Source organism: Brachyspira hampsonii, assembly GCF_002214805.1.
GTDB classification, from domain to species: Bacteria; Spirochaetota; Brachyspiria; order Brachyspirales; family Brachyspiraceae; genus Brachyspira; species Brachyspira hampsonii.
In genome coordinates this window covers 645,799-671,708 of sequence record NZ_CP019914.1, presented here as the reverse complement: position 1 = coordinate 671,708, position 25,910 = coordinate 645,799, and the positions used below count along the sequence as shown (strand labels likewise).

22 protein-coding genes are annotated in these 25,910 nt (G+C 25.7%); 17 read left to right on the top strand and 5 right to left on the bottom strand.

The features are described from left to right. The first annotated feature begins 117 nt into the window (after positions 1 to 117). The 3 genes from BHAMNSH16_RS02675 to BHAMNSH16_RS02665 all read left to right on the top strand — a co-directional run bounded on the left by BHAMNSH16_RS02675 (position 118) and on the right by BHAMNSH16_RS02665 (position 5,822). On the top strand, positions 118 to 1,815 hold the full coding sequence (locus BHAMNSH16_RS02675; RefSeq protein ID WP_069731728.1) for a peptidase: 1,698 nt from the start codon (positions 118 to 120) through the stop codon (positions 1,813 to 1,815). A gap of 104 nt (positions 1,816 to 1,919) precedes the next feature. Next, a complete protein-coding gene (locus BHAMNSH16_RS02670) occupies positions 1,920 to 5,174 on the top strand; it encodes an AsmA family protein (protein WP_008732076.1) in 3,255 nt (1,084 codons plus the stop codon). 33 nt (positions 5,175 to 5,207) lie between these two features. Continuing rightward, on the top strand, positions 5,208 to 5,822 hold the full coding sequence (locus tag BHAMNSH16_RS02665) for a hypothetical protein (protein ID WP_008732077.1): 615 nt from the start codon (positions 5,208 to 5,210) through the stop codon (positions 5,820 to 5,822). Positions 5,823 to 5,899: 77 nt separating this feature from the next. Here the strand turns inward: BHAMNSH16_RS02665 and BHAMNSH16_RS02660 are convergent, their stop codons facing one another. Then, the gene (locus BHAMNSH16_RS02660) at positions 5,900 to 7,483 is read right to left on the bottom strand and encodes a helix-turn-helix domain-containing protein (RefSeq protein ID WP_069731727.1); all 1,584 of its coding nucleotides are present in this window, start codon (positions 7,481 to 7,483) and stop codon (positions 5,900 to 5,902) included. Between the two features lie 377 nt (positions 7,484 to 7,860). Here BHAMNSH16_RS02660 and BHAMNSH16_RS02655 point away from each other — a divergent pair, with 377 nt between their 5' ends. From BHAMNSH16_RS02655 to lysA, 5 genes are read left to right on the top strand one after another with little or no spacing between them, the layout of a single operon-like run. Continuing rightward, positions 7,861 to 9,066 carry an HPr family phosphocarrier protein gene (locus tag BHAMNSH16_RS02655; protein WP_069731726.1) on the top strand — a complete coding sequence of 402 codons (1,206 nt, stop codon included), beginning with the start codon at positions 7,861 to 7,863 and terminating at the stop codon, positions 9,064 to 9,066. A gap of 5 nt (positions 9,067 to 9,071) precedes the next feature. Next, a complete protein-coding gene (locus tag BHAMNSH16_RS02650) occupies positions 9,072 to 9,767 on the top strand; it encodes a metallophosphoesterase (RefSeq protein WP_069731725.1) in 696 nt (231 codons plus the stop codon). Between the two features lie 26 nt (positions 9,768 to 9,793). After that, positions 9,794 to 10,078, top strand: a complete 285-nt coding sequence (locus BHAMNSH16_RS02645; protein WP_069731724.1) for a hypothetical protein — start codon at positions 9,794 to 9,796, stop codon at positions 10,076 to 10,078. Between the two features lie 60 nt (positions 10,079 to 10,138). Further along, entirely contained in the window at positions 10,139 to 11,047 is a 909-nt protein-coding gene (locus BHAMNSH16_RS02640; protein ID WP_069731723.1) for a divergent polysaccharide deacetylase family protein, read from the top strand. A gap of 32 nt (positions 11,048 to 11,079) precedes the next feature. Continuing rightward, entirely contained in the window at positions 11,080 to 12,318 is a 1,239-nt protein-coding gene (lysA, locus tag BHAMNSH16_RS02635) for a diaminopimelate decarboxylase (protein WP_008731240.1), read from the top strand. Positions 12,319 to 12,617: 299 nt separating this feature from the next. On the opposite strand, the gene BHAMNSH16_RS02630 is transcribed toward lysA, so the two are convergent. Continuing rightward, positions 12,618 to 13,031, bottom strand: coding sequence for a metal-dependent transcriptional regulator (locus BHAMNSH16_RS02630; protein WP_008731242.1), 414 nt, complete (start codon positions 13,029 to 13,031; stop codon positions 12,618 to 12,620). A gap of 215 nt (positions 13,032 to 13,246) precedes the next feature. On the opposite strand from BHAMNSH16_RS02630, the gene BHAMNSH16_RS02625 reads away from it, so the two are divergent. The 5 genes from BHAMNSH16_RS02625 to BHAMNSH16_RS02605 all read left to right on the top strand — a co-directional run bounded on the left by BHAMNSH16_RS02625 (position 13,247) and on the right by BHAMNSH16_RS02605 (position 17,173). Further along, on the top strand, positions 13,247 to 13,933 hold the full coding sequence (locus BHAMNSH16_RS02625) for a response regulator transcription factor (protein WP_008731220.1): 687 nt from the start codon (positions 13,247 to 13,249) through the stop codon (positions 13,931 to 13,933). 12 nt (positions 13,934 to 13,945) lie between these two features. Beyond that, complete coding sequence (locus BHAMNSH16_RS02620; protein WP_039954890.1) at positions 13,946 to 15,709, top strand: sensor histidine kinase; 1,764 nt, start codon at positions 13,946 to 13,948, stop codon at positions 15,707 to 15,709. A 67-nt stretch (positions 15,710 to 15,776) separates the two neighbouring features. Beyond that, positions 15,777 to 15,986 (top strand): heavy-metal-associated domain-containing protein, encoded by a 210-nt coding sequence (locus BHAMNSH16_RS02615; RefSeq protein WP_008731222.1) that lies wholly within the window; start codon positions 15,777 to 15,779, stop codon positions 15,984 to 15,986. After that, complete coding sequence (gene ruvA / locus BHAMNSH16_RS02610) at positions 15,986 to 16,564, top strand: Holliday junction branch migration protein RuvA (RefSeq protein WP_008731223.1); 579 nt, start codon at positions 15,986 to 15,988, stop codon at positions 16,562 to 16,564. Before BHAMNSH16_RS02615 ends, ruvA begins: the two co-directional genes overlap by 1 nt. 102 nt (positions 16,565 to 16,666) lie before the next feature. Next, positions 16,667 to 17,173 (top strand): GNAT family N-acetyltransferase, encoded by a 507-nt coding sequence (locus BHAMNSH16_RS02605; protein WP_069731722.1) that lies wholly within the window; start codon positions 16,667 to 16,669, stop codon positions 17,171 to 17,173. A 55-nt stretch (positions 17,174 to 17,228) separates the two neighbouring features. Here the strand turns inward: BHAMNSH16_RS02605 and BHAMNSH16_RS02600 are convergent, their stop codons facing one another. Next, a complete protein-coding gene (locus tag BHAMNSH16_RS02600; RefSeq protein ID WP_069731721.1) occupies positions 17,229 to 18,209 on the bottom strand; it encodes a Gfo/Idh/MocA family protein in 981 nt (326 codons plus the stop codon). A 231-nt stretch (positions 18,210 to 18,440) separates the two neighbouring features. Here BHAMNSH16_RS02600 and BHAMNSH16_RS02595 point away from each other — a divergent pair, with 231 nt between their 5' ends. From BHAMNSH16_RS02595 to murB, 4 genes are read left to right on the top strand one after another with little or no spacing between them, the layout of a single operon-like run. After that, the gene (locus tag BHAMNSH16_RS02595) at positions 18,441 to 19,388 is read left to right on the top strand and encodes a segregation and condensation protein A (protein WP_008731225.1); all 948 of its coding nucleotides are present in this window, start codon (positions 18,441 to 18,443) and stop codon (positions 19,386 to 19,388) included. Positions 19,389 to 19,412: 24 nt separating this feature from the next. Continuing rightward, a complete protein-coding gene (locus BHAMNSH16_RS02590; RefSeq protein ID WP_069731720.1) occupies positions 19,413 to 21,776 on the top strand; it encodes a BspA family leucine-rich repeat surface protein in 2,364 nt (787 codons plus the stop codon). Positions 21,777 to 21,793: 17 nt separating this feature from the next. Further along, the gene (locus BHAMNSH16_RS02585; RefSeq protein WP_069731719.1) at positions 21,794 to 22,297 is read left to right on the top strand and encodes a BspA family leucine-rich repeat surface protein; all 504 of its coding nucleotides are present in this window, start codon (positions 21,794 to 21,796) and stop codon (positions 22,295 to 22,297) included. Positions 22,298 to 22,352: 55 nt separating this feature from the next. After that, complete coding sequence (gene murB / locus BHAMNSH16_RS02580; RefSeq protein ID WP_069731718.1) at positions 22,353 to 23,258, top strand: UDP-N-acetylmuramate dehydrogenase; 906 nt, start codon at positions 22,353 to 22,355, stop codon at positions 23,256 to 23,258. Positions 23,259 to 23,272: 14 nt separating this feature from the next. On the opposite strand, the gene BHAMNSH16_RS02575 is transcribed toward murB, so the two are convergent. Together BHAMNSH16_RS02575 and BHAMNSH16_RS02570 are read right to left on the bottom strand one after the other, a co-directional pair. After that, entirely contained in the window at positions 23,273 to 23,980 is a 708-nt protein-coding gene (locus BHAMNSH16_RS02575; protein WP_069731717.1) for a DUF6198 family protein, read from the bottom strand. A 1,263-nt stretch (positions 23,981 to 25,243) separates the two neighbouring features. Then, positions 25,244 to 25,867 carry a hypothetical protein gene (locus tag BHAMNSH16_RS02570; protein WP_008728712.1) on the bottom strand — a complete coding sequence of 208 codons (624 nt, stop codon included), beginning with the start codon at positions 25,865 to 25,867 and terminating at the stop codon, positions 25,244 to 25,246. Positions 25,868 to 25,910 lie beyond the last annotated feature (43 nt).

The window sequence follows — 25,910 nt, the reverse complement described above, 5'->3', positions numbered from 1 at the left end:
AATAAAAATGTCAATAGCTGATATTAATATTTTTTTCAATATATAAAAATATTAAGTATCTTTTTATTATAGAATGATGTATAATTTTTGTATATCGTTTCTATAAATGGAGATAAAATGAAGAAAATTGGTTTTGTATTAATTATTAATATAATGATGATTTTATTATCCTGCAGTTCTTCTCAATATAAATTGGAAAAGAAATCAGGCGGCAATAATACTTTTGAAACCGCTCAGAAAATTAATAAAGATGGTATAATAGGACAGCTGGAAGGCGATAATACGGATTATTATTATTTTACTTTTGACGGAAAGGCAAGCATTATAGATTTTTATGTTTCAAATTCTACATATTCTCCTGTTATAATGACTATATATGATTATAATACTAATATTATAAAAGTAATAAATGAACCTGATGAAATACCATATACTGATACAAATTCTATTAAAAATGATATTGATACTAATGAAACAGTAATAAGCAATAATAATCAAAATAAAAAAGAAGAAGAAATGATATATACTACTCAAGTTATGAAAAATATATATTTTGAAACTTCTCAAAATAATACTGAAGAAAATAAGTATTACATATCAATATCTCCTAAAGACACTGTAAAAGAAAATCTTGATTACATGTTTATAATTAAAAAAAGAGATTATAAAGAAAGCGATGAGAAAGAGCCTAATGATAAAATTTCTGCATCTCAGATTATAGATGTTAATAGTGAAAACAGACTATATACAATAGAAGGATACTATAGCCAAATTTATAATCCTACCTTAAAAACAGGTGATTTGAAAAATATGGAAGTAGATGCCTATAAAATAACTAATAGTTCTTTTAATACATATTCAATTTCCATAGAACTTTCAGGAGTTCCTGCCATAGATGCAAGCATAAGATTATATGATCAGAAAGGAAATTGGATAACCATGAAAGATATTAACAATACAGGAGATGGGGAAATAGTTGATAAACTTATACTTTATCCTTATATGTCATATTATTTTATATTGGCTTCTACTAATGATGTTAATAATATACCATACAGAGTAAGCATTATAGCTAAGCCTTATGATAAATATACAGAACATGAACCTAATAATAAATATTCAGAGGCTCAAACTATAGAGTTTAATCAAACATACAAAGGAGCTATAGATTATTCTTATGACAGAGATTATTACAGTTTCAGCATACCTATTAAGTCAAGTGTTAAACTTTCTTATTTTCTGATAGATTCTCAGGCTATTAATATAAGTATTTCTAATGATATATTGGGTAAAATTGTTACTATGCCGCAGACAGATGATGAGTATGAGATAAGTTTATCTCAGGGAAGGTATTATCTTATATTTGAAAGAGATTTGACTAAAGAAGGCTGGAAGAAAGGAATTTCAAAGGCTAGAAACTATGAATTTAATATGAGCATATCAAATGAGATAAGCGGTGATTATAATTACGGATATGATTTCTATAATAATACAAATACTTATGAAACAGATTATTATAATTATAGTAATAATTATTTAAATGATAATAATATTCCTGAAGAACAGTTTGAAGAGAATTTGGAAAGTAATTTCAATAATACTAATAATGTTATAATTATAAGACCGGAAGATTATAATTCTGAATATTATTATTACAGTAATGAAGAAGAAACCAACAATGCTGAAAATACTAATGAAAATATATACAGGTATAATGATGATTATTATTATGATAATAGTCAGGATAATACATATTATTATGAAGATAACACATATTATGAAGATAGTACATATTATAATAATAATGGCTTTTAAATATTCATTTGCTATTGATAAAGAATATGTTTTATAATATACTACCTTTTAAGTGTAAAATTGTTTTATAAACATGTAAAATATATTGTTATAGAAGATTTATTATGAAGAATTTTTTTAAGAAAAAAGAAAAAACTGAAACATCATCAGAACAAGAAAATAATCAGAAAAAAAGAAGATTTAAAAAGAGATATATACCTCTAATACTTCTTTTTTTGATTGTTATAGGTATTGCAGGAGCTAGAATATATTTTAATAATGAAAGAATGAAAAATCTTATTGAAAATATAGTGTATTCTGCTACTGATAGAAAATTGGAAATAGGTGATTTCAAATACGGATTATTATTTCCAAAAATAGAGATGAGCAATGTCATTCTTTATAATTCAGCTAATTTTAATAATGAGGAAAATATAAAGATAGATAATTTTAGATTAAAATTTTCTCTTTTTTCTTTATTCTTTTTGAAGCTTCATGTTCAGGATTTAACTATAGATAATTTATATGTTTATATGTTTACAGATGAAAGCGGAAATTGGAATTTGCCGGATATGCCTCCGTCTGAGCCTAAAGTAGAAGATACTAATAAAGAGCCTTTCGATTTCAGCAAACTTGATTTTTTAAAATTAAAAGCTGATGTAGAAAATATCAGAATAAATAATTTAGCATTTAAAGCAGACAGTAAATCATTTTTAACTAATGTACCTAATAATGGACTTATAGCGAGTTTAAGTAATTATAATCTTCATTTAGATTTGCATACAAAAAGATTCTCATTGTCTCAAGTAATGGGAATATCTGCACCGGAGGCTTTAAAAGATATTTATTTAAAAAGTTTCATAAGCAATAGTTTGGCTTATAATGACAGCAGTATTTTCTTTAATGATAATCCTTTATTTAATTTAGATGTTTCCTATCCTAAGAATGAAGATGGTACAGAAAATAAAGATGAAATAATAATAACATTCGATTTTGAAATAGATGATCCTAATTTCAGCTATAACGGCAAAAAACGAGATGATATGCAGTTTGCGGCACATTTTCTTGCTAGATACAATATAAGAAATCAGAGTGTATCTATAGAGAATTTATCTTCAGAGCTTTTAAATGATGAGATATTAAAAGTTATAGCATCTGCCAATCAAATATTCAGCGGAAATATAGGTGTTAATTTAGATACTTTATATGCAAGACTTAATTTAGATAAAATAAATAGTTTAGCATCTATGTTTGTACCTTCTTTAGGTATTAGTATGAGCGGTATGGTTAATGTTGATGCTGATAAAAGCAGCGGTAATATAAATAATTTAACTAATACAATAAATTTTGTATTGGATAAAATAAATTTCTCTATGGGAGACACTATAGCAGTTAATAATCTTAATTCAAAAACAAAATTGAATTTTACTTTTAATCCTAATAACATTTCAAATGAAGATATAAAATTGGAGCATAACACTACTATTGATAGAGTAACTGCATTAAAATTGTATAGATTAAATAATACAGATATATCATTAAGACTTTTATCATCTTTGAATGGAGCATTAGGAGTTGTTCCGGCTATTAATGATCCTAATAAAAAAAGCGATACAGTTCTTTATATTGATAATGTATCTTCAAAATATATTAATTCTGATATAAAGGTTAATGGAGCTGTAAAATTCGATGATCCTACAGATTTGAATATAAGTGTAACATCATTGCCTATTGCTAATTTTTCAGGAGGGCTTGCAAGAGGTTCGCTTAATTTAGATGTTCATGTTTTTGGAGAGATGATAAATGATATAAATACTACAGTAAACGGCATCATAAGAAATTTCTCTTATAATTTAAGCGGGGAAGTTTCTTCTACAGCTACAGCTAAACTTAATGTTCTTGCCAATGCAGATCTGATTAGTCAGGATGTTAAGGTTTCAGAGCTTAATTTAGATTTGGATAATTTTCTTAATTTTAGATCCAATCTTGATTTAGAAGGTTTAGGATTAAAAAGAGGTTTTGTTAATATATCAACTTTTAGAATAGCTCCTTATGCTATGAAAAATTGGCTGTCTACTAAATTTGCTGAGATTCTTGACAGTCTGCCTTTTGAAGATGATATAAAAATGACTAGTGCTTTGGGATATGATTTGTCATTAGAGGATAAATTTGCAACAGTTACAAATTTCAGTACATTTTATGTAACAGAAAAGCAATATAAACTTCAAGATGTTACTATGAAAATAGACACCGATGTTAGTTTCGGAGATAATTTATATGCTAATATTAGACAGTTTAATTTGCAAAGTCCTGCTAATAAATTATTAGTGTATGTTGATGGATACTTTACTCCAATTATAAAAAATGCTAATTTAAATTATGAATTAGGTTTAGACACTGATGCCCTTTATCTTCCTTTTGGAATAGAAATAGGCGGATTATTCAATGTTAATGGTAATTTGAGAAATAATATAGCAGATGGTATTTTTAAAACAGATAAATTCTTTGCTAATATGGATTCTCCTGATAAAATGTCAATAGTATTGAGAGGATTAACTTCAAATATAGACTATCATTTTGATTTGACTCCTACAGATAATGAGGTAGTTGCTACAGCCACCAGATATACGCCTCTTATAGAGCAAATTCCAAATGTATTTTTTGAGCAATTAAGAGTATATTTAAAAATACCTCCGTTTATAGATGACAGTATTAGAATAAGAGATTTTTCTTCTTCTGTTAAAGTTCAGGGACATGGACTTACTATACAGGATTTGAAATCATCTTTATATATAGGCGGTGAAAAATTTGATGATAATTTATTTTTAACTTCAATATCAAATAATACAGCACCAAGAAGGGGAGCTATACATTTGCCTTGGCTTAATGTAGATTTGGGAAGCTTCAATACAAGCACTATTAAATATGATATGCGTGTTTTAGCTAGTGATATAAACTTTAAATACCTGCTTGCTCCTGAAAATAGAGAAAAAATTAATGATGAAAAATTATTGGTTAATCTTACAGCGGATATAGCCGGAGTTGGTGTAAGTCCTTTAAATAATATAAAACCTACTACATTTTTTGTAGGTATAAGCAAAATGTCTACAGAGTTTTCTAAATTCTTGATAGAGATGATAAGACCTATTAACCCCGGTATATCTACAGTCGAAAACATAGTACAATTCGGTTATGATCCTAATTCAGTGGAGTTTAGTATATCTGCAAATAAAGTGTTTACTACATTCTATTTTAGAGATCAAAACTTAGATAAGCCTAATCAGCAGAAGCAGCAGCTTATAGCATTTGAAGGCGATAAATTCGGACTTGAGCCTATGCCTTTCTCTGATGTTATTTCATATTTAGAGGGCGGAAATTAATAATATAGAAAATAGAGAGGAGATATTTGTTTTATGAGATTGTATAATATGATATTTGTTTTACTTATTGCGGTATTTATTGCAAGCTGTTCAAAACTTATAGTGGTGCAGGAGCCTGAGATGAGAGTGCTTGGAGGAAAAACTTTAATAGAAGCTCAGGTTTTGGGAAGATACAGACAGATAGATGAAAGTGCATACCAAATATCTACTCTTTCAAGCGATGAAGATTTAAATCTTATAATGGTAAGTACAAATGTTTCTGATGAATTAGCTCAGGGATATAAAGAAGCTTTAATAAGAAGCATGTTCAATCAAGATGAAATAAACTTGTATAAAACTAATTATTATATAGGTGAAAATAACGGCGGATATTTATCTTATATAGCATTTGATGTTTCAAAACCAAAAACTGCATACAGTGATGAGAGAATAAAATATATAAAAGAAATAATGGAAAAAGAAAATACCGACAGAAGAACTATAGCAGAATATTTAATATTATCAGATCCTAAACTAAGTATGGCTAATATCAAAGAAGTTGAAACTGCTTTATATAGAAGAAATGTACAGAAACTTATAGAGAACTCATATTATCAGCTTCCAGACAGCAGCTGGACTGTTTACAGCAATGAGAATACTAATAGCTAAAATATTATAGTTTAATATAATAAAAGAGCAGGCATAAAGATAATACCTGCTCTTTTTTATTTCATATTGTTTTTTATTTACTTTTTATTTTTTTCTGTTTCTATATAAGAAGCAAAATTATTCAATATAGATTTTATATTTTTATACATTTTAGCATCTTCTTGATATTTTAGAGTTTCTTTTGTTTTAGCATCTATTTCTTTTAGATTTGCTAAATAATTATTAAAATATTCATCTATAGTTTTATTGTATTTAGATACCACATTTTCTTCCTCATAAGCTTTAATAACTTTTTTAGAAAGTGTTTTTTTCCAATTTCCTGAGAAAGACATAAAACCTGATAATATAAATACAACACTAGGAAGAAATGATAAAGATACCCCTATAATATTTATTATTTTCATTGAGCTGTTTTTTAATAACTCAAATGAAGGTAAAATACCAATAGCCGCATTTACTAAATTAGTTTTTATTTTATTTGGCTCTTTACTATTAAAATCTTCTTTTGTAAGAGCGAGCATATTATATAATTGTGTATCAAGATTTAAGTTTATACTGTTGCATAATACTTTTATATCATCTTTTTTTCTATATACATTATTATCATCAATAGATTGAATTATTCTGTCTATATTGAGGGTATTTTTATATATTTCATTAAATGATTCTTTAACTGATATTTTTATTTTATTTAAATTAACTTCTAATTTATCATTTTCTTGGAAATCATTTTTGTTGTCTATTATTTCTGTAATGAAATTAATATTTGTTAATATTTTGTTATAGTAAGCATATTTTACATTTTCAGCAAAGTCATCTTTAATCTGCTTAACTAAATTAGTGTTGTTAATTGAAAATGGGAAAAATCTTTTTCTTAGTAAAGAAAAATCTATTTTCTTTATATTATTAGAAGACTCTATGAAATCTTTTAATGCTTTAAATTTTTTATCAATAACACTGTCTAATTCATTTTCATCAAATATATTCGCTTTGGAGAATATTACAGATATATTGCTGAAATCATCTATGAAATTTGCTAAGGCATTTATATTTGTAATATCTTCCTGAGAAAATGCATTTATATCGCATAGATATATAAACATGTTTTGATTATTGTATATTCTTGTATTAAGAAGATTTTCCTTATACTCAATAATTCTAAACAGTTTGGAATCATCATTCAAATAATATTCATCATTATTCGTTTCTTCAGAATAAGGATTCGTGTCAATATTTTTGTCAAATATTGCATTTATAAATGAAGTTTTTCCGGAACTGTATCTCCCATAAACAACAATATCAAAAGTTTCGCTGATTTTATTATAAATATCAGAAGTCAGTTCAGATATTTTATCATTATTCTTTTTATCCGTCGCACTTATTTCTTCATTTAACTTATCTATGATGACTTGTATATTAATAAGATTCTCGTAAAGATATGGATTTTCACTTTCAAAAGAATTCTTCTTATACTTTGTAAGCTCATCAATAGTAAGTCCTGTATTTTCTGCAAGCTTATCCAAAAGGTCAAGAGTTATATTATTTGCATTTCTTTCTAATCTTGAAATATAATCCTGACGCACACCTAACATTTTAGCGAATTGGCTTTGTGTTAGCTTCAAAATTTTTTCTCTAATATCTTTTAAATTAAAATCAATCATATTTTTTCTGTTTTTCTCTGTTATTTTTATTTTTTATTATTATAAACAATATCATTTAGAATTTCAAGGGTTTTTATGTATGATTTGTACGATATGTATTCTTATGTATGTATTTAAAATAAATATAGCATTTTTAATGAAATTTTTAAGTTTAAAAAAGTTAAAAAATCTAATTGTTTAAAGTTATTTTATTTATGTCATTGATAATTAATTAAATTATTCTAATTTAATATAGATATTTTATATATCCTATATAGGTATATACATAACTATTTCATATAGTTTTTAATATGTTTTTATACATAACTAATTGATTTGTTTCTATATTTGTATATAATTGTATTTAGATAATTAAATAAAATTATATAGGATACTATATGGAGAATAATGATTTTATATCTAAAGAATTTGAATGTAGAAATGATATGGTGAAAGATGTCAAAGAGATTTATCCTATTGTAGATTATTTTAAGACTATAGATGATAAGATTGAAATAGAAAATCAGAATGGAAAAAGAGTCAATGCTAAGTCTTTTGTGAGAATATCTGCTATTAATATAAAATATGGAGATAGATTTATACTGTATGTTTACGGAGATGAGAGAGAAAATAATATTAAAAATATAGAGGAGTTTTTGTGCAAAAATAAATTTTATACTTTAGAAAAAATAGAAGAATTAGAAAAAGAAAAAGAAAGATTAAGAAAGGAAGAAGAAGCTGAACATAATAGATATATAGAAAAAGAAATATTATCTTTAACACCTGATGACAAAAAAGAAATAGTAAAAATTAATATAGAAGAAAAAATAAAACTCCTAAAAGAAAAAAGGGATTCTCTGCATTTGGAAAGTCTAAATTCGGATAATAATATTTTGTATATTAAAGATAATGATAAAACTGAAATTGTTGATGTTATTAATAATAATATATACGATATAATAAAGTGTTTATCATCGCATTATGAAATACCCATAAAGGAAAGCAGAACAAAGAATTTTATTTCATATCTAGTAAGTGTAGTAAAAGGAAAAGATATGAAATTTTTTGATATATATATGTTTTTTAATGACATAAAAAAATATTTAGCTAATCAGTTTTATAAATTATTTATAGAAGAAAAACTTATAGGTATAGAAGATTTGCATGAAGAATATGATACTATAATCATTAATAATTTTGTTGATGAAGCTATAAAGACTTTAGATTATGTTCTTGAAGATAAAAGGAAATCAGCAGATTATTCTATTAATATTTATATGATAGATAATATAGCAATGGCAAATATTAATTCAAATAGTAATATGTATAGAGTAATAAATATAGTACAGACTATAGGAAAGATTTATGGAATAAAAGAAAGTATTATAGATAATATTATTGAGAGGATAAGAGGCGATTATGAACCTTCTTTATGTATTAATAATAAATCTAATATAGAAGAATATAGTGATAATCTAAAAGAGTTTAAAGATTATTTGCAAAAAGAATTTGAGAGCATTTATGTTGCTGTAGTTTCAGGAAAAAATAATGATGATTCTAGTATAGATTATCAGAATATAGTTAGACTTGCAAGGAGGATTTGATAAAAATGAAGTTTGCTGTTATAGGAGATTTGCATGGAAAAAATTGCTGGAAAAAACTTATTGAAGGAAGATTTGATAAGTTTGATAAGATAGTTTTTATGGGAGATTACAGCGATGACAGTTGGGTTACTTTTACAGATGAGGAAATAGTTAATAATTTAAAAGATGTAATAGAGTTTAAAAAGAATCATAATGATAAAATTGTTCTTCTTATAGGAAATCATGACTTTCAGTATATAGTGGGATATCCTACAGCTAGCAGATATAGAAAGAGTTATGCTGAAGAAATGCATGAAATATTTAATAATAATTCAGATATTTTTAGTCCTATACATATAGAAAATAATTATATATTTACTCATGCAGGAATTACAAATGGATGGATTGAATATATAAAGCATAAATATGATATAAAAGATATTAATATTGATAATGTTTATGATATAGTGAATATAGTTTATAAAAATGATAAAGATGACTGCAATATAGCTTCTTTCAGGAGGGGAGGAGGCAGTAAATTTGCGGGAATATTATGGGCTGATACAGGAGATTTATATGAGGATGCATGGATAGGATATAATCAGGTTGTAGGACATAATAGAGTAAAAGCGGGAAGTGTCATAAAAAAAGATAATTATGTTGTTTATATGTCAGATCATTTTGATACTGAGCAGGATAAATTATTGGTATTAGATATATAATTTTGTTATATAAGAGGAGTTAATTTATGTTTCCTGATAAGCCGCCTTTTCATTATAGATGCAGAAACTGCGGATATTTTTTTACTTTAGATGAAAAATTGAATGCACCTTCAGAGCTTTCTCTTATATCACTTGATTTTAAAGATATAGAAAAAGATGAAAATGGAGAGAAAATAGTTAAAATTGATTCAGAATCCAAAAAAGAATCTTTCATACAAAAACTTTTTAAAAAACTTTCTCCCAAGTGTCCAAAATGTCCAAAATGCCATGAACATGCTATTGTAAGTATTGATTATATGCTGCATAAGTAATTGACTTTTATTACTATATAAGATATTATTAACATATTATTTTTTTATATTAATATTTTTATGAAAAATATATTTATATTTGCACTATCAATTATTATACTTTTTATATTTGCCTTTACTTTTATAAAGGTTAAAGAGAATTATAATATTAGTTTTGAATATGCAGATAATGTTTATAACATCTCAAATGACAATACGATTTTGCAAAAAAATATAACAGAAAAGCCTTCAAATGATATATTTCATTTAGCCGATATAAACTCTCCTGATATTGCAAAACCTATTTTAAATAAAATAAATGAACATAGTAATTGTATAAGTATTATTATAGATGACAGCGGAAATACTTTAGATAATTCTGAAAGATATTTTTCTTTAGCCAATGAATATAATATAACTTTTGCTGTTCTTCCTGATTCTTATCATAGTACAGATTTTTCTTATGCGGCATATAGTAATAATGTTAATGTTATTTTGCATATACCCATGGAAGGCAGCGATTATTTTGGAGAAAAGACTTTAATAAGAAAGGCAATGAATGAAGATGAAGTATTTAAACTATTAGATTATTCATTTTCAAAGGTGCCTTATGCAAAGGGAATGAATAATCATACAGGTTCGCTTGCAAGCTGTGATGAGAGCATAGTTTCTTATATGCTTAATTATGCTAAGAATAATGATAAATATTTTATAGATTCTTATACGGTGTCCGGCAGTTTGATATATGATATGGCTTTAAAATATGGACTAAAGACAGCTAGGAGATCTGTATTTTTGGATAATGAAAGAGATTATTCTTATATAATGAAGCAATGGAGGGAGTTAATAAAAATGTCTAAAGAGTACGGCATAGCGATTGGAATAGGGCATTATCAAAGCGAAGAAACATTAAAAATTTTAGAAGATAATTTACCGCTTTTAGAATATGACGGAATTATATCTGTGAATATAGCAGATATATTGAATTAAAAAAATTAAATAAAAATTAGGGGAAATGAATAATGATTGCGTATAAAAATAATATATTGATGTGCGAAAATATTGATATTAGGGATATTGCTGAAGTTTATGGTACTCCTTTTTATATTTATTCAAAGAATGATATTTTAAGTAAAATAAGGTTTTTAAAGGAAGTATTTTTACCTTTAAATGATGCTTTGATAGTTTATGCTGTTAAGGCAGAAAATAATTTATCTATATTAAAAATTATGGCTGAAGAGGGTATAGGTGCTGATGTTGTATCTATAGGAGAGACTTTGAAATATATAAAGGCTGGAGGAAAGGCTGAGAATATAGTATTTTCTGGAGTTGCCAAAACAGAGGAAGAGATAAGAAAATCAATAGAGCTTAATATAAAACGTTTTAATATAGAATCCATTCCTGAAGCTGTAAGAATTAATAATATAGCTAAGGAGCTTAAAAAAAGAGTGAAATGTTCTATAAGAGTTAATCCTAATGTTGATGCTCATACTCATGAGAAGATTACTACAGGAGTTACCGGAAATAAATTTGGCATAAGTATAAAAACTATAAAAGAGAATTCTGAATTATTAAAATCTTTGGATAATATAGAAATAGAATCATTATCAATGCATATAGGCTCACAAATGATAGATTCCGATCCTTTTTACAAAGCAATTTCAGTAATGAAAGATTTAATAGGCGAAGTTAATAGTATAGGATTTAATATTACAGATGTTGATATAGGCGGAGGATACGGAGTAAGATATAATAGGGCTAATTCAGGATTTGATTTTGATAAATTTAAATCTAAAAGCATTAGTTTATTGAAAGAAATGAATTTAAGAGTTACAACAGAGCCGGGAAGGTATTTTGTGGCAGAATCAGGTGCTTTAATAATGAAAGTTGAATATATTAAAGAAGAACTTGGAAGAAAATATGTTATATTAAACGGCGGTATGAATGATTATGTAAGGGCAGCTATGTATGATGCTTATAATGAAATATATCCTTTAGTTAAAAAAGATAATATTTCAAATTATGACTTCGTAGGTCCTATATGCGAAAGTTCAGATTTTTTTGCTTATGATAGGAAATGCAGTGTTTTAGAGCAGGGTGATTATGTGGCTTTACTTGATGCCGGAGCTTATGGGTTTAGTATGTCAAGCAATTATAATTCAAGACTTCTTGTACCTCAGGTTATGATTGATGATAAAAAACATTATATCATAAGAAAAAGACAGACTTTTGATGATATGATAAAAGATGAAATAATATAATTTATTTAATATGTCAGAATTATATAAAAATAGTTTTGACATATTAATAATCATTTTTAACATTATAATATCTTTTTATATATTAGTAAGAAATAGTTTTATTTTCATTTGTTTTATTAAATTATAATACATTTTATAATATTTTTTAATTGCACTTAATATTTATTTTGATTTATTTAAATATTAATTGCAGACTGTATTAAAAATACTGTAATAATAATTAATTTTCTTGTAAGCAAAGAAAAATCATAATTACTATAAAAATAGTATTAAAATATTTAGATGAAATTATAAGTATATTAATTTTTATTAAAGATATTCTCTTTTTTGCAGTATCCGCAAAGAAACTCTTTAAACTTATGTACAGTATCTTTGCTCATAGCATGTTCTATTAAGCATGCTTCTTCATCAGCTATTTTTTCATCTACATTTAATACTTTTGTAAGGAAGTAGTAGAATATGGCATGTCTTTCAGCAATATCTTTTCCTATAGCTCTGCCGCTTTCTGTAAGTTCTATATCTCCGTAATGCTCATGTTTTATATGTCCTAATTTTGACAAAGTTTTAATAGCAGTATTAACACTAGCTTTAGAGCGTCCTACTAAATCAGCTATATCTGTTATTCTGATTGCTTCCTTAAAATTTTTTTCTACTTCAAGATTGTAGATAGTTTCTAAATAATTTTCTAATATAGGTGTTATTTCTTGTTTCATATATAAATGATTTTAATATAAAAATATTATAAGTCAATATTTAAATTCCTATTTTTTTACATAATGTAAAATATAGAAGTTTTATATTTCATAATAGATTATTTATTTTAGTATGAATAAAATATTTTGACAAAAAATATTTTTTTATTATATTATATTTATGATATAAAAAGTGTTTTATTTGACAATAAATATTTTAATTTTGGTAGTATTTTATGAATAAAGAACTTATTTACTCAGTAGAAGATGATGATAATATCAGAGATCTTATTAAGTATACTGTTGAAGAAGCAGGATATACTATAGAATGCTTTTCTAACGGTAATGATATGCTTGAGGCATTAAAAAAACAAACTCCTAATTTGGTATTGCTTGATATAATGCTTCCTGACATAGAGGGTACAGAAATATTAAAAATTATTAGAACGGATTATGCCCATCTCCCTATTAAAGTAATAATGCTTACCGCTAAAACTAGCGAAATAAACATTGTTACAGGTTTAAATTTGGGTGCTGATGATTATATGCCTAAACCTTTTTCTGTACTTGAGCTTCTTGCAAGAATTAAGGCAAATTTAAGAAAAAAAGATGTAAGATTAGATGCCGAAGAACTTACTTTTGGTGGTATAAAACTTATTGTTAAGAAGAGAAATGTTTTTGTAGGAGAGAGGCAGGTTATTTTAACACAGAAAGAATTTGATTTACTTAAGCTATTAATGGAAAATGCTAATAATGTAGTTGATAGAGAAACTATGCTTGAAGAAGTATGGGGCGTTGATCACACTATGGAAACAAGGACTATTGATATGCATATAAAATCAATAAGGCAAAAACTTGATTTAACTAAAGAAAACATTATAACCATTAGAGGTATGGGATATAAATTAACAGATGTACAATAATTTTAATAAAAGATGATTAAGAATATATTTTATAAATCATTACTCATTTTGATATTGTCAAGTGCTTTAATGTTTATAGGTATACTGTTTACTGTGCAGTATAATAATATTGTATACAGTCAGGTTATGATAGTAAATATTATTGAGATGCTTGAAAAAGAAATTGATTTATATGATGTACAAACTGAAGATGCTTTTAGAAAATTTGTACTGCAGTCAGATAAAGAAGAGTTAAGGATCAGCATAATATCTACAAATGGGGTTGTAATAGCTGATACTATGACTGATACCTCTAAGAATCCTATGGGTAATCATACTAATAGAAGCGATGTTATAGCAGCATTGCACAGTATAGAAAATAAGCCGGCTTTTTCTATTAATACTTCTATTAGTCAGAAAACTCCTTATATGTATGTATCCAAAAAAATTAAAGCTGATGACAAAAGAGATTATATACTTAGGGTTTCTATTCCTATAGAGTCAGTCAATAAATATTTAATAAGCTTTTTATTTACAGCGGTTATGGTTATAGGGGTAGTTATTATAGTTATGGCTTTGGTGCTTCCTTTAATGAGCCGTAATATTATGATTCCTTTCTATATGATAAAAGAAACACTGGATAATATCTACAATAATAAATCAACAACACCCAAGAATTTAACGGGATATAATGATATAAATGCTATTCTTTATGATATAAATGAATTAGCTGTGAGTTTGAATGAAAATATTACAGGGTATCAGACAGAGAGAGAAAAACTTAATTATGTACTTGAGAATATAGCACAGGGTATTATCGCCGTTAATAAAAATAAAGAAATATTTTTCATTAATCAATATGCTTTAGATTTGCTTGAAATTTCTGATAGTAATATAAAAAAACTTAATGAGATTATAAAAGATGATTATGTAATAGAAAAAATAGACAATGCCATAGAGTTCAGCAGATTTTCAAAATTTGATGTCAAAGAACATACTATGGATATAGAAATAAGTATTATCCCTATAAGAAATAATGAAAATATATCGGCGTTAATAAAATTTGAAGATGTTACGGATATAAGAAAGGTTGAGATAGAAAAGCAGGATTTCTTTATCAATGCTTCTCATGAATTAAAAACACCGCTTACTTCTATAATAGGATATTCTGAACTTCTTATTGCTACAGGCGGAGGAAAGAATCAGGCTGATTTTATTAAAAGGATTAATAATGAAGCTTTAAGAATGAAAGACCTTGTTATTGATATGCTTACATTAAGCAGGATAGAAGCTAATTGGAAAGAAACTATTGATGAAGAAATAGATATTAAAGATATTGTTCTTGATGTGTTTGAAAGCAATAGAATAAAAGCTGAACAGAGAAATATAGATGTACAATTAGATGTGGAATCAGCTGTTATAATGGCTAATAAAGAAAAAATTACTGAAGTTGTTAATAATTTAGTTGATAATGCTATAAAATATACTGATGATGACGGTAAAGTAAAGATATATCTAAAGAAGAATTCTGATAAAGCTATATTTTCAGTGAAGGATACAGGCTGCGGTATAGCTCCGCAATATTTAAATAGAGTTTTTGAGAGGTTTTTCAGAGTTAAAAACAATAAATATTTGAAAGTTCATGGTACAGGTCTTGGACTTACAATAGTAAAAAATATATGCAATTATTACAATGCTGACATACATATTAAAAGTGAAGAGAATGTAGGTACAGAGATGACGGTTGTATTTAATTTATACAAAGAAGAATATGTTAAAAAAATTGAAAAAAAATGAAAAAATAATTGAAAAATACCCTTGTGTAGTATATAATTGTTAGATAATTATAACAAAGGAGTAGTAAATGAAAAATATTACTATAAAAATAAAAGGTATGGGATGCCAAAATTGTGTTAAGGCAGTTACAGAAGAATTAAGTGCTTTAGACGGTATAAGCAAAGTTAATGTAAGTTTAGAAAATGCTTGTGCTGAGGTGGAATATGATGAGGCTAAAGTAAGCACTGATAAAATGTTTGAAGCTATAAAAGAATTGGAATACGAACCTAGTTTATAATGTTTGCTTTTATAGAAGGTAAAGTTCAAATAATATCTGAAGGTGTCATTGCTCTTCTTTGTAATGGTGTGGGCTATGAGATTATAGTATCAAAAAAATTAGATGTAAAAAATGATGATAATATAAGGCTTTATACCAAACTCATACACAGAGAAGATGCTATGATACTTTATGGTTTTTTGACTAGAGAAGAAAAAAATATGTTCACTACTCTTATGTCTGCTTCAGGAGTAGGTCCCAAATTGGCTATGGAAGTTCTTTCTACTTATTCCATAAATGATTTGATGCATATACTTTTTAATAAGGATATAAATTTACTTAAAAAAGTATCAGGTATGGGAGTTAAGAAGGCTGAAAAACTTTTATTTGAGCTTAGGGATAAAATAGAAAAAATAGATATAAATATTTCATCATCTGTTATTAGTAATGATAATGAAAGCGATGTTATAAAGGCTTTGATATCATTAGGTTTTTCAAATAATGAAGCTGTTAAGGCTTTGTCTGCAATAGAAAATAAAGATAATATGACTACAGAAGATTTGATAAGCAATGCTTTAAGGAATCTCAGCACTTTATAATTTTTTATTAAAAATAAAAATAAATAATTGAAAATAACTTATTATAGATATATAATTTATTTAATAGTAATAATTATTATTAAAATGCAGAGGCATAATTAAATGGATATAACTATAAAAAAAGCAGGATTAGAAGATGTTTTTGATATAAGCAAACTTCATGCTATATGCTGGAAAGATACTTATAAAAATATCATACCTGCATCATATCTTAAAAGAATATATTTAGATGATTGGTGCGAGGAGTTTGAGGACGGTATTAATAATAAGACAAGAGAGGCACATTTAGCATATATTGATGGAAAGCCTATAGCGGTTATATCTCATGGGAAAAGCAGATGCAGTATGGAAGGATATGGAGAAATAATATCATTATATGTTCACCCTATATATCAAGGCTCTGGAATAGGGAAATTATTATTAGAGCAGGCGGTAAAATATATGAAAGATTCCGGATATACTAATATATGTCTTTGCGTTTTTGATAAAAATGAAGAAGCTAAAAAATTTTATGAGAAAAACGGATTTAAAGATTCCGGTACAAAAAATACTTTAAAAATAGATGATGAAGATATAGAAGAAAGCGTATATGTTTATGATATTAATTAAAAAAAATATATATAAGCCGTTAATATATAAATATTAGCGGCTTTTATTTTATAATTTATTTTTCAAAAGGGTATTTTATTTTCCAGCTTCTTCTCAAAGTATCCATTATATTCATTACTCTTAAAATATCTTCATGAGGCATTTCCGGGCATTCTAATTTTTTATTATTAATAGCATTGATACAGGAAATTATTTGGTATTCATAGCCTGTTATTTGTTTAGGAACTTTAATAGTTTTTACAGCTTTTCTATCAAGAGAATAAACTGTTATGCTTTCAGGATTATTTATATTTTTTACAACGATATATCCTTTATCTCCATTAATAACACCTTCTCTGTTAGTTAATGCTGACATTGTAGAGTTTAGTATAGCCATTTTATCATCTTCAAAAGTTAATGTAATAGCGTTTTGCTCATCTACTCCTTTTTTAGTTTTTATGCATGAAGAATCTATTTTTTTTATTTTATTGCCAAATACCATCAAAGCAAAATTGATAGTATAAACACCTACATCAAGCAAAGCACCTCCTGCAAGTTCAGGCTCTATTAATCTAGGTACTTTATTTATAACATAACCTAGATTCGCAGTTAATGAAGTTACTTTCCCTATAATTCCGCTTTTTATAGTATCATTGATTATTTGTCTGCTAGGCATATATCTAGTCCAAATAGCTTCAGCAAGTAAAAGTTTTTTCTTTTTAGCAAGTATTAAAACTTCTCTTGCCTGTTTCACATTAACAGTAAAAGCCTTTTCGCATATAACATGTTTATTATTTTCCAAGCATAATTTTATATGTTCATAATGATGAGAATGCGGAGTAGCTATATATACCAAATCTACATTTTCATCTTTTAGCATTTCCTCATAAGATCCGTAAAATTTCTTAAATCCGTATTTTTTGGCAAAAGCCTTGCTTCTTTTTATATCTCTTGCACTTACCGCATAAGATTGTGCTTCTTTAATTTTTGAAATAGTTTGAGCCATTTTTTCAGCAATATGTCCTGCTCCTACAAAACCTATATTGATTTTTTTCATTATGTTACCCCTTATAAATTATTTTAATATATTTAAATAATATTAGAATTTCATTTATTGTCAATAGAGTTGTTAAAAAACTAATTTTATTTATAATTGAGAGGACTATCCTCTGAACTCCGTACCACAGCTTATTTTGCATACAAACTCGCCTTTACTTTTGAAATAAGTCTATTAATTGAAAATTATATACTTGAATTTTTATATTTTTATAATATATTATAATCCATTATGGAAGAGAATATAAACGAAACAAAGCAAGAAAATAATAATAATATAAACACAAATGCTTCAGCCAAAGAAGAAACAGAAAGCAGTAAGCCGGATTATAAAGAGTTTACAGTTTCATTATCTAGTATAGATTATGAAGGACCTTTATCTATACTTTTTGATATGCTTAAAAGAAGCGAGAAAAGTATATATGAGGTGTCTATACTTGAAATTATAGATCAGTTTGTAGAATATTTGAAAGCTCAGGCTGCTTTAAATTTGGATTCTACGGGGGACTTTTTGGTTGTTGCTTCAGAGTTTCATCTTTATAAATCAAAAATGCTTCTTCCTCATGATATGGACGATGATAAGTTTACAGACAGACTTAAATTTGAAATAGTTGAGCAGATGCTGGAATTTCAAAGATATAAAATGGTTTCAGAAGAACTTGATAAAATGCAAGATACATCGGATTCTTTATTTGAAAGGAAAGATACTGAAAGAGTGAAATTCTTTAAAACTGTGAATGCTGATGACAATGAAATAGCTTGGAAGGATATTACACTTTATGATTTAGTTTATGCATTCACAAAGGTGCAGTTTGTACCGGAAACAGATTTAGCTGTTCTTTCCGGTATGTCTAATTTCCATATAGATAATGCTATTGATATGATAAGAATAAAATTATCTGAAACGGCATTTTTTCCTTTCATTACTTTATTTAAAGACGGAGTTACTAAAAGGCAGCTTGTTACATTCTTTTTGGCTATGCTTGAACTTGTTAAAGAAAAAGAAATTCTTCTTAAGCAAGAGATGAAGTTCAGAGAGATTTATGTATTTAAAAGAGATGAGCGTTTTATATCTAAAGAAAATAGCGATAGTGAAGAAGAAAATAATAATTCCAAAGAAGCCCCTAATAATAAAGAAAGTGCAAAAGAAGTTACTGGAAATACTGAAAATAATTCTTAAGGAAATGATGATAATAATTAAGTTATGAGTAAATATAAACCAAATAATAAAATAGAATTAAGAAGTTTAATAGAAAACAATAATATTTATTTAGGTGATATTGATACTTCTTTAATAACTGATATGTCTCATTTATTTTCAAAAACTAATAGAAAAGATTATTCAGGCATAGAGAATTGGAATACAGAAAATGTTATTAATACTGAGTCTATGTTTCAAATATTGAAAAATTTTAACAGTAATATAAATAATTGGAATGTTTCAAAAGTTGAAAGTATGAAAAGAATGTTTTCAGGCTTCAGTCAGTTTAATCAGCCTTTAGATAAATGGGATACTTCAAAAGTAAATAATATGGAAGGCATGTTTTTTGCTTGTAGAGAATTTAATCAGGATATTAAAAGCTGGAACACATCCAATGTTACAAATATGGCTAATATGTTTTGTTTATGTGAAAAGTTTAATCAGCCTTTAGATAAATGGAATGTTTCTAAAGTTGAAAATATGATTTCTATGTTTGCTGGTGCTTATAATTTTAATAAGTCTTTAAATGATTGGGATACTTCTAATGTAAAATATATGTTTTCTATGTTTAATGGGGCAGGAAGTTTTAACAAGCCTTTAAATAAATGGAATACTGTAAAATTAGAAAGTATGTCTTATATATTTTATAAGGCATTAATGTTTAATCAGGATTTATCCAATTGGAATTTAGATAATGTATCAGATTTAGATTTTGCATTTGAAGAAACTTCACTAAAAAATAATAATAAAATACCTATACAATTTATAGTTGCTGAATATGTAACAGCAAAGAATAAATCATCAAAAATTACACAGTTTGAGATAATAAAAAATAACGTGAAAGAAGCATATAAAAGCATTATTAATTATAACAATAAAATATATGCTGATTTTAGAATAATGCTTGAAAATGAATTTTATACAGAATTATCAGAATTAAAAGCTAATAATGATGAAGTATTAAATTTGAGCAGTATAGAAGATATAGAGAATTGGGTAAATTATGATAAAAAGAATAATAAAAAATTAAAATTCATTGATGATATAATAAAAGAAAAAGAAATAAAAGTTTTTAGTAAAGATAAGTCAAAAATTATAGACATGAAAATAATAAAGTATATTTGTTTAGAGTATTATAATTTAAAAAAATATATTTATAAAATACAAACACTTGATAATATAATTAATTTTCTTGATGAAGATAGTTTTAAAAATTGTATAAGAGAAATATATATTAATTCTCAAAAAGATGTTTCTGTTTTAGTTTGCGGTGTATATGCTGATGATAATATGTTAATTGAGATGTACAATAGAGAAAATAGTTCTTTATTGTTTATGAGGATTTTAGCATTGCATACAGACAGTAAATTCGCTTTAAGTTTATTATATAATGTTTTTGCTAGGAATAAAAAGGCTTCAATTAAAAAAGAGGCTATTAGTTTATTAAATTCTATTTCTGAAAAAATGAATTTAGAATTATATGAATTAGGTTTTAAAGTAGTATATGATTTCGGATTTGATAAAAGGGGAGAGAAAATCATAGAAGTAAATGATAATAAATATAAAATCTCTCTTAAAAATAATAATTCAGTAGAATTGTTTGATATTAATAATAAAAAAGAATTAAAATCAATACCGAAATACTTTCCTGAAAATATAAAAGAAGAAATAAAGCATATTAGAAAAGAGATTCCAAATATATTGAAAAGTCAGAATTACAATTTAATAAAAATTTTAATAAGCGGTAAGAAATATAATTATAAATTTTGGAAAGATATTTTTATTGATAATCCTATAATGAATAAATATGCTGTTAGTTTGATATGGAATTTATATGATAAAAATATGAATTTTAAAAATTCTTTTAGATATTTAGGCGACAGCAGTTATACTGATTGCAATGATAATAATGTTGTTATAGATGAAAATTGTTATATTAATTTATCCAGCGTATTTGAATTAACTAAAGAAGATATTTCAAAATGGAAAATGCATTTAAATGATTATGAGATATTTCAGCCTATAAATAAGTTTCCACTTATCAATATAGATACTTCAGATTTCAATAAAGTAATAGAAAAGCTTCAAAACATAGAAATAGTTTATTCCAGTTTGAAAGCATTTGCAAGTAGATATTCTATGAATGTTATTTATGAATTTTCAGAGAGTATATTTTATTTTGAAGATTTTAAAAAAGATAAATTTACTATTCAAATTAAATTTGATGAATATATTAGTAATGGAGATATTGTTAAAATTAATATATCATTTACTAATAGTGAAAATAAAACAGTTGAAAATAGATTCATATATTATTGGCTTGTTTTGATGATAACAGATTTTAAAAAAGAAAAACTTTTTTATTAAATATTAGGATTTTAATTGTGTATAAACCAAATAATAAAATAGAATTAAGAAGTTTAATAGAAAATAATAATATTTATTTAGGAGATATAGACACTTCATTAATAACTGATATGTCTATGCTTTTTGATAAGCCTAATTATGCATGTTTTGAAGGTTCTTATAGTGAATATGAAAGTTATAATATAAGGTCTGATTTTACAGGAATAGAAAAGTGGGATACTTCTAATGTTGTTAATATGAGATCTATGTTTCATAATATAAAAAATTTCAATATAAATATTAATGATTGGAATGTTTCTAAAGTTATTGATTTATCTTATATGTTTTATGGTGCAGAAAATTTTAATCAGCCTTTAAATAAATGGAATGTTTCTAATGCCAAATATATGACTTGTATGTTTAAAAATGCTTTGAATTTTAATCAGGATTTTAATGCTTGGAATATAAATAAGGATACGGATATCAAAGATATGTTTTTTAATACAAAAATTGATTCAAAACCTATTTGGTATATTTTATAAAAATTATTTTTTATATTTTTATTAATATGTTATAATTATATTAGAGGTTGATTTAATGGCTAAATCTTTTAATGGTGTTTTAAGTAAAAAAAATGTTTCTTTAAAAAAATTTAATACTTTCAGAGTCAATGCTAAGGCTTTGGAATTTTATATACCTGAAACTATTGATGGTTTTATAGATTTGATTAAATATCTTAATGATAATAATAAAAGGTATATGATTTTAGGAGGCGGAAGCAATATACTATTTTTGGACAAGGTTATAGAGTTTCCTATTATTTATACCGGATTTTTCTCTCGCATAGAGCATACATCTCATAATATTTTAGCATATTCAGGAGCTAAAGTTTTTGATGTTGTTAAATATGCTTATAAAAATGCCTTTACAGGTTTAGAGTTTTTATACGGACTTCCGGGTACTATAGGCGGTGCTACTTATATGAATGCCAGATGTTATGAGCATTCTGTATCTGAGTTTATAGATAGTGTGGGAATAATAGATGATAATATAGAATATATGCATATTGGTATTGATGATTGTAAGTATGCTTATAAAAAAAGTGTTTTTCAGGATAAAAACTATATAATTGTTGATGTGAGATTTAAATTGAATAAGGGCTCAAAAAAATTAATTAAGCCTGAAATGAAAAAATTTTATAAAGACAGAAAAAATAAGAATCAATTTAAATATCCTTCTGCCGGAAGTACATTTTTAAATGATTATGAAACTAATATGATAGCGGGTAAGGTTATAGATTCTATTAATATGAGAAATGTTAGGGTAGGCGGAGCTATGGTTTCACCTTATCATGCCAATTTTATAATTAATTACAATAATGCTACAGGAAGAGATATTTTAAATCTTATGAGAAAGGTAAGAGAAGAAGTTTATAATCATAAAGGTATTACTTTAAATGCTGAAGTTAAAATCATATCTAATGATGAAAATGAAAAATTTTAAAAGTTAATATAAAATTATGCCTTATTTTCTTTATGTACTAATTTTTTTATATACGGTATAAATTCTATTTTTTTGTCAATAAGGCTTCCTATAAAAGAGATAGATTTACCCATTGTAAAAGCTGCAAGCACAGTACCTATTCCAAGTCCTTTTATATGACCTAGAAAAATGAATGTTATTAATGCTGTTGTTAGAAGAGAACTTACATCAAATATTATTTTTATTTTAGAATAAGGTACTTTTATTATATTTGATAATTCTCTTGGAAATAGATCTGTGGGTATTATAGGAAGTCCGCATCTATTAGATAGAGCTATGCCAAAACTAAGTATGATATAGCTTATTATAAAATATATAATTCTGTATGTTAAACTCAAAGGCAAATGATTTATCCATAAACTATGTATATCTATAAATTTACCGAAAAAGAATCCTACTGCAAAACTAAATAAATATTCTCCTACAAATTTTTTTCTTAAGATCATAAGTACTAATACAAGTAAAGTTTGGAAAATATAAGTAAAAGTGCCAAGCGATATATTTTTTATAACTTCAGAAAATGCATAAGGAACACTTGATATAGCAGATATACCGGAACCTGAGTAAAGCATCAAAACCACACCGAAACTATTCATAATGACAACTAAAATTAAAGCTAGTTCTCCGCTTACTATAATATGTTTATTTTGATTATTTAATGAAATGTTATTCTCTGCTATCATACTATAACCTCTTGGAAAATACTCAATATTAATTTTTAGATGCAAATATTATATAGCTAATTATATATTAATCAAGGAATTTTTTATAAATTATGATACAATTTTTTGAATTAAAAAAATCTCTGCACGCACGGTTAATGGAATTTATAATATAATAAAAATTAGAATTCATAATTAATATATATTTATAGTTTTTCTCTGCGTGCGTTTAACAGATTATAAAGTAAAAATAAATTTGGGAGGGCTTTATAATTTACAGTAAATATTTTAAAGAAATAAAAAGTAAAAATAACTAATAAAAGTTTTAAATATAGAGGGCGGGAAATGTAATTAAGTTTAAAAGATTATTTACATATCCCACCCTTTATTTTCTATAATTTTACCTTGATATTATAGTATTTAACATATTTAGGATTGATTTAGTAATTTACAGCACCCACCCAAGTCTTTTTTAATTTAAAAAATCTCTGCACGCACGGTTAATGGAATTTATAATATAATAAAAATTAGAATTCATAATTAATATATATTTATAATTTTACTCTGCGTGCGTTTAATAAACTATAAACTTAAATAGCACTTGGTAGGGCTTTATAATTACAGTAAATATTTTAAAGAAATAAAAAGTAAAAATAACTAATAAAAGTTTTAAATATAGAGGGCGGGAAATGTAATTAAGTTAAAAAAATTATTTACATATCCCACCCTTTATTTTCTATAATTTTACCTTGATATTATAGTGTTTAACATATTTATGATTGATTCAGTAATTTACAGCACCCACCCAAGTCTTTTTTAATTTAAAAAATCTCTGCACGCACGGTTAATCAAATTTATAATATAATAAAAATTAGAATTCATAATCAATAGACTTGTTTCAAAAGTACTTGACAATATTATATATGAAATTTTTATAATTTTATATATAATAAAAACAATGTTTTACATGTTGTATAACTTATTATTTTAGTATATAAATATACAGTTCTTCGCTGCCGACACCACAGGTGGACTTCGTCGACACGTAAAGCGGCGGGTTTTGCCTGCTTCTCGCCTGCTTACGGCACACAGATTGATGCGTACTTCGTATGGGTCATCACCGAGTAGGGACACGCAGAGCGGGGACAAATCCATAGTTATAAAAATAAAAATACTAAAAATCGAAATAGTATAAATATTTCTTAATTTAGTTTTGAAACAAGTCTATTATTAGAATTTACTATTCTATCTGCTACTAAACTATCCACGCTATTAACATTTATATTAGTAATTAATAAGTTCTTTTTTATATTTAATGACATCATCTAAAGGTACATTACCGCCTAAAAATTTGTAAATAGCATCATTTAGTTCATCTTTACTAACCCTAGTATGATCAATTACTGATCTTGCATATGTAATTGCAGCTATACCAGTGGCATACTTAAATATAGACTTATCACATTCAGCACTTCTCCAAACATAAAAATCATAACGTACTAAAGCTGTACCTTCTAACATAATTACAAATAGTCTCTTCTCTTCTTCAGTTACTGCTATAGATGTAAACATATCAGTTAAAGTATTTGTTATACATTTACTTATAATATCTTTTGAACTTTTATCTCCAATAAACAATATCTGCTCAACCAAATCATTAACTGCCTTAGATATATTTCCATCTTGATAATTAACTCTATATTCTCTAGAAAAATCTCCCATATGATCGGCAATTATTTGTATCTGTCCATCTAATTGCTTATTTTTAAATAAATCTTTTAATTTGTTTTCCAAGGTATCAAGCTTTAAATTTGCTAAAGTTACTAATTGAGTAACTTCTTCCTCAGCTTTCTTCTTCGCCTCCTCTTGTCCTGAAAACTTATTTATAAAATCTCTTATTTCAGTCATATACATTCTCCTTATTTATATTTTTATTTAGTTATAATAAGTA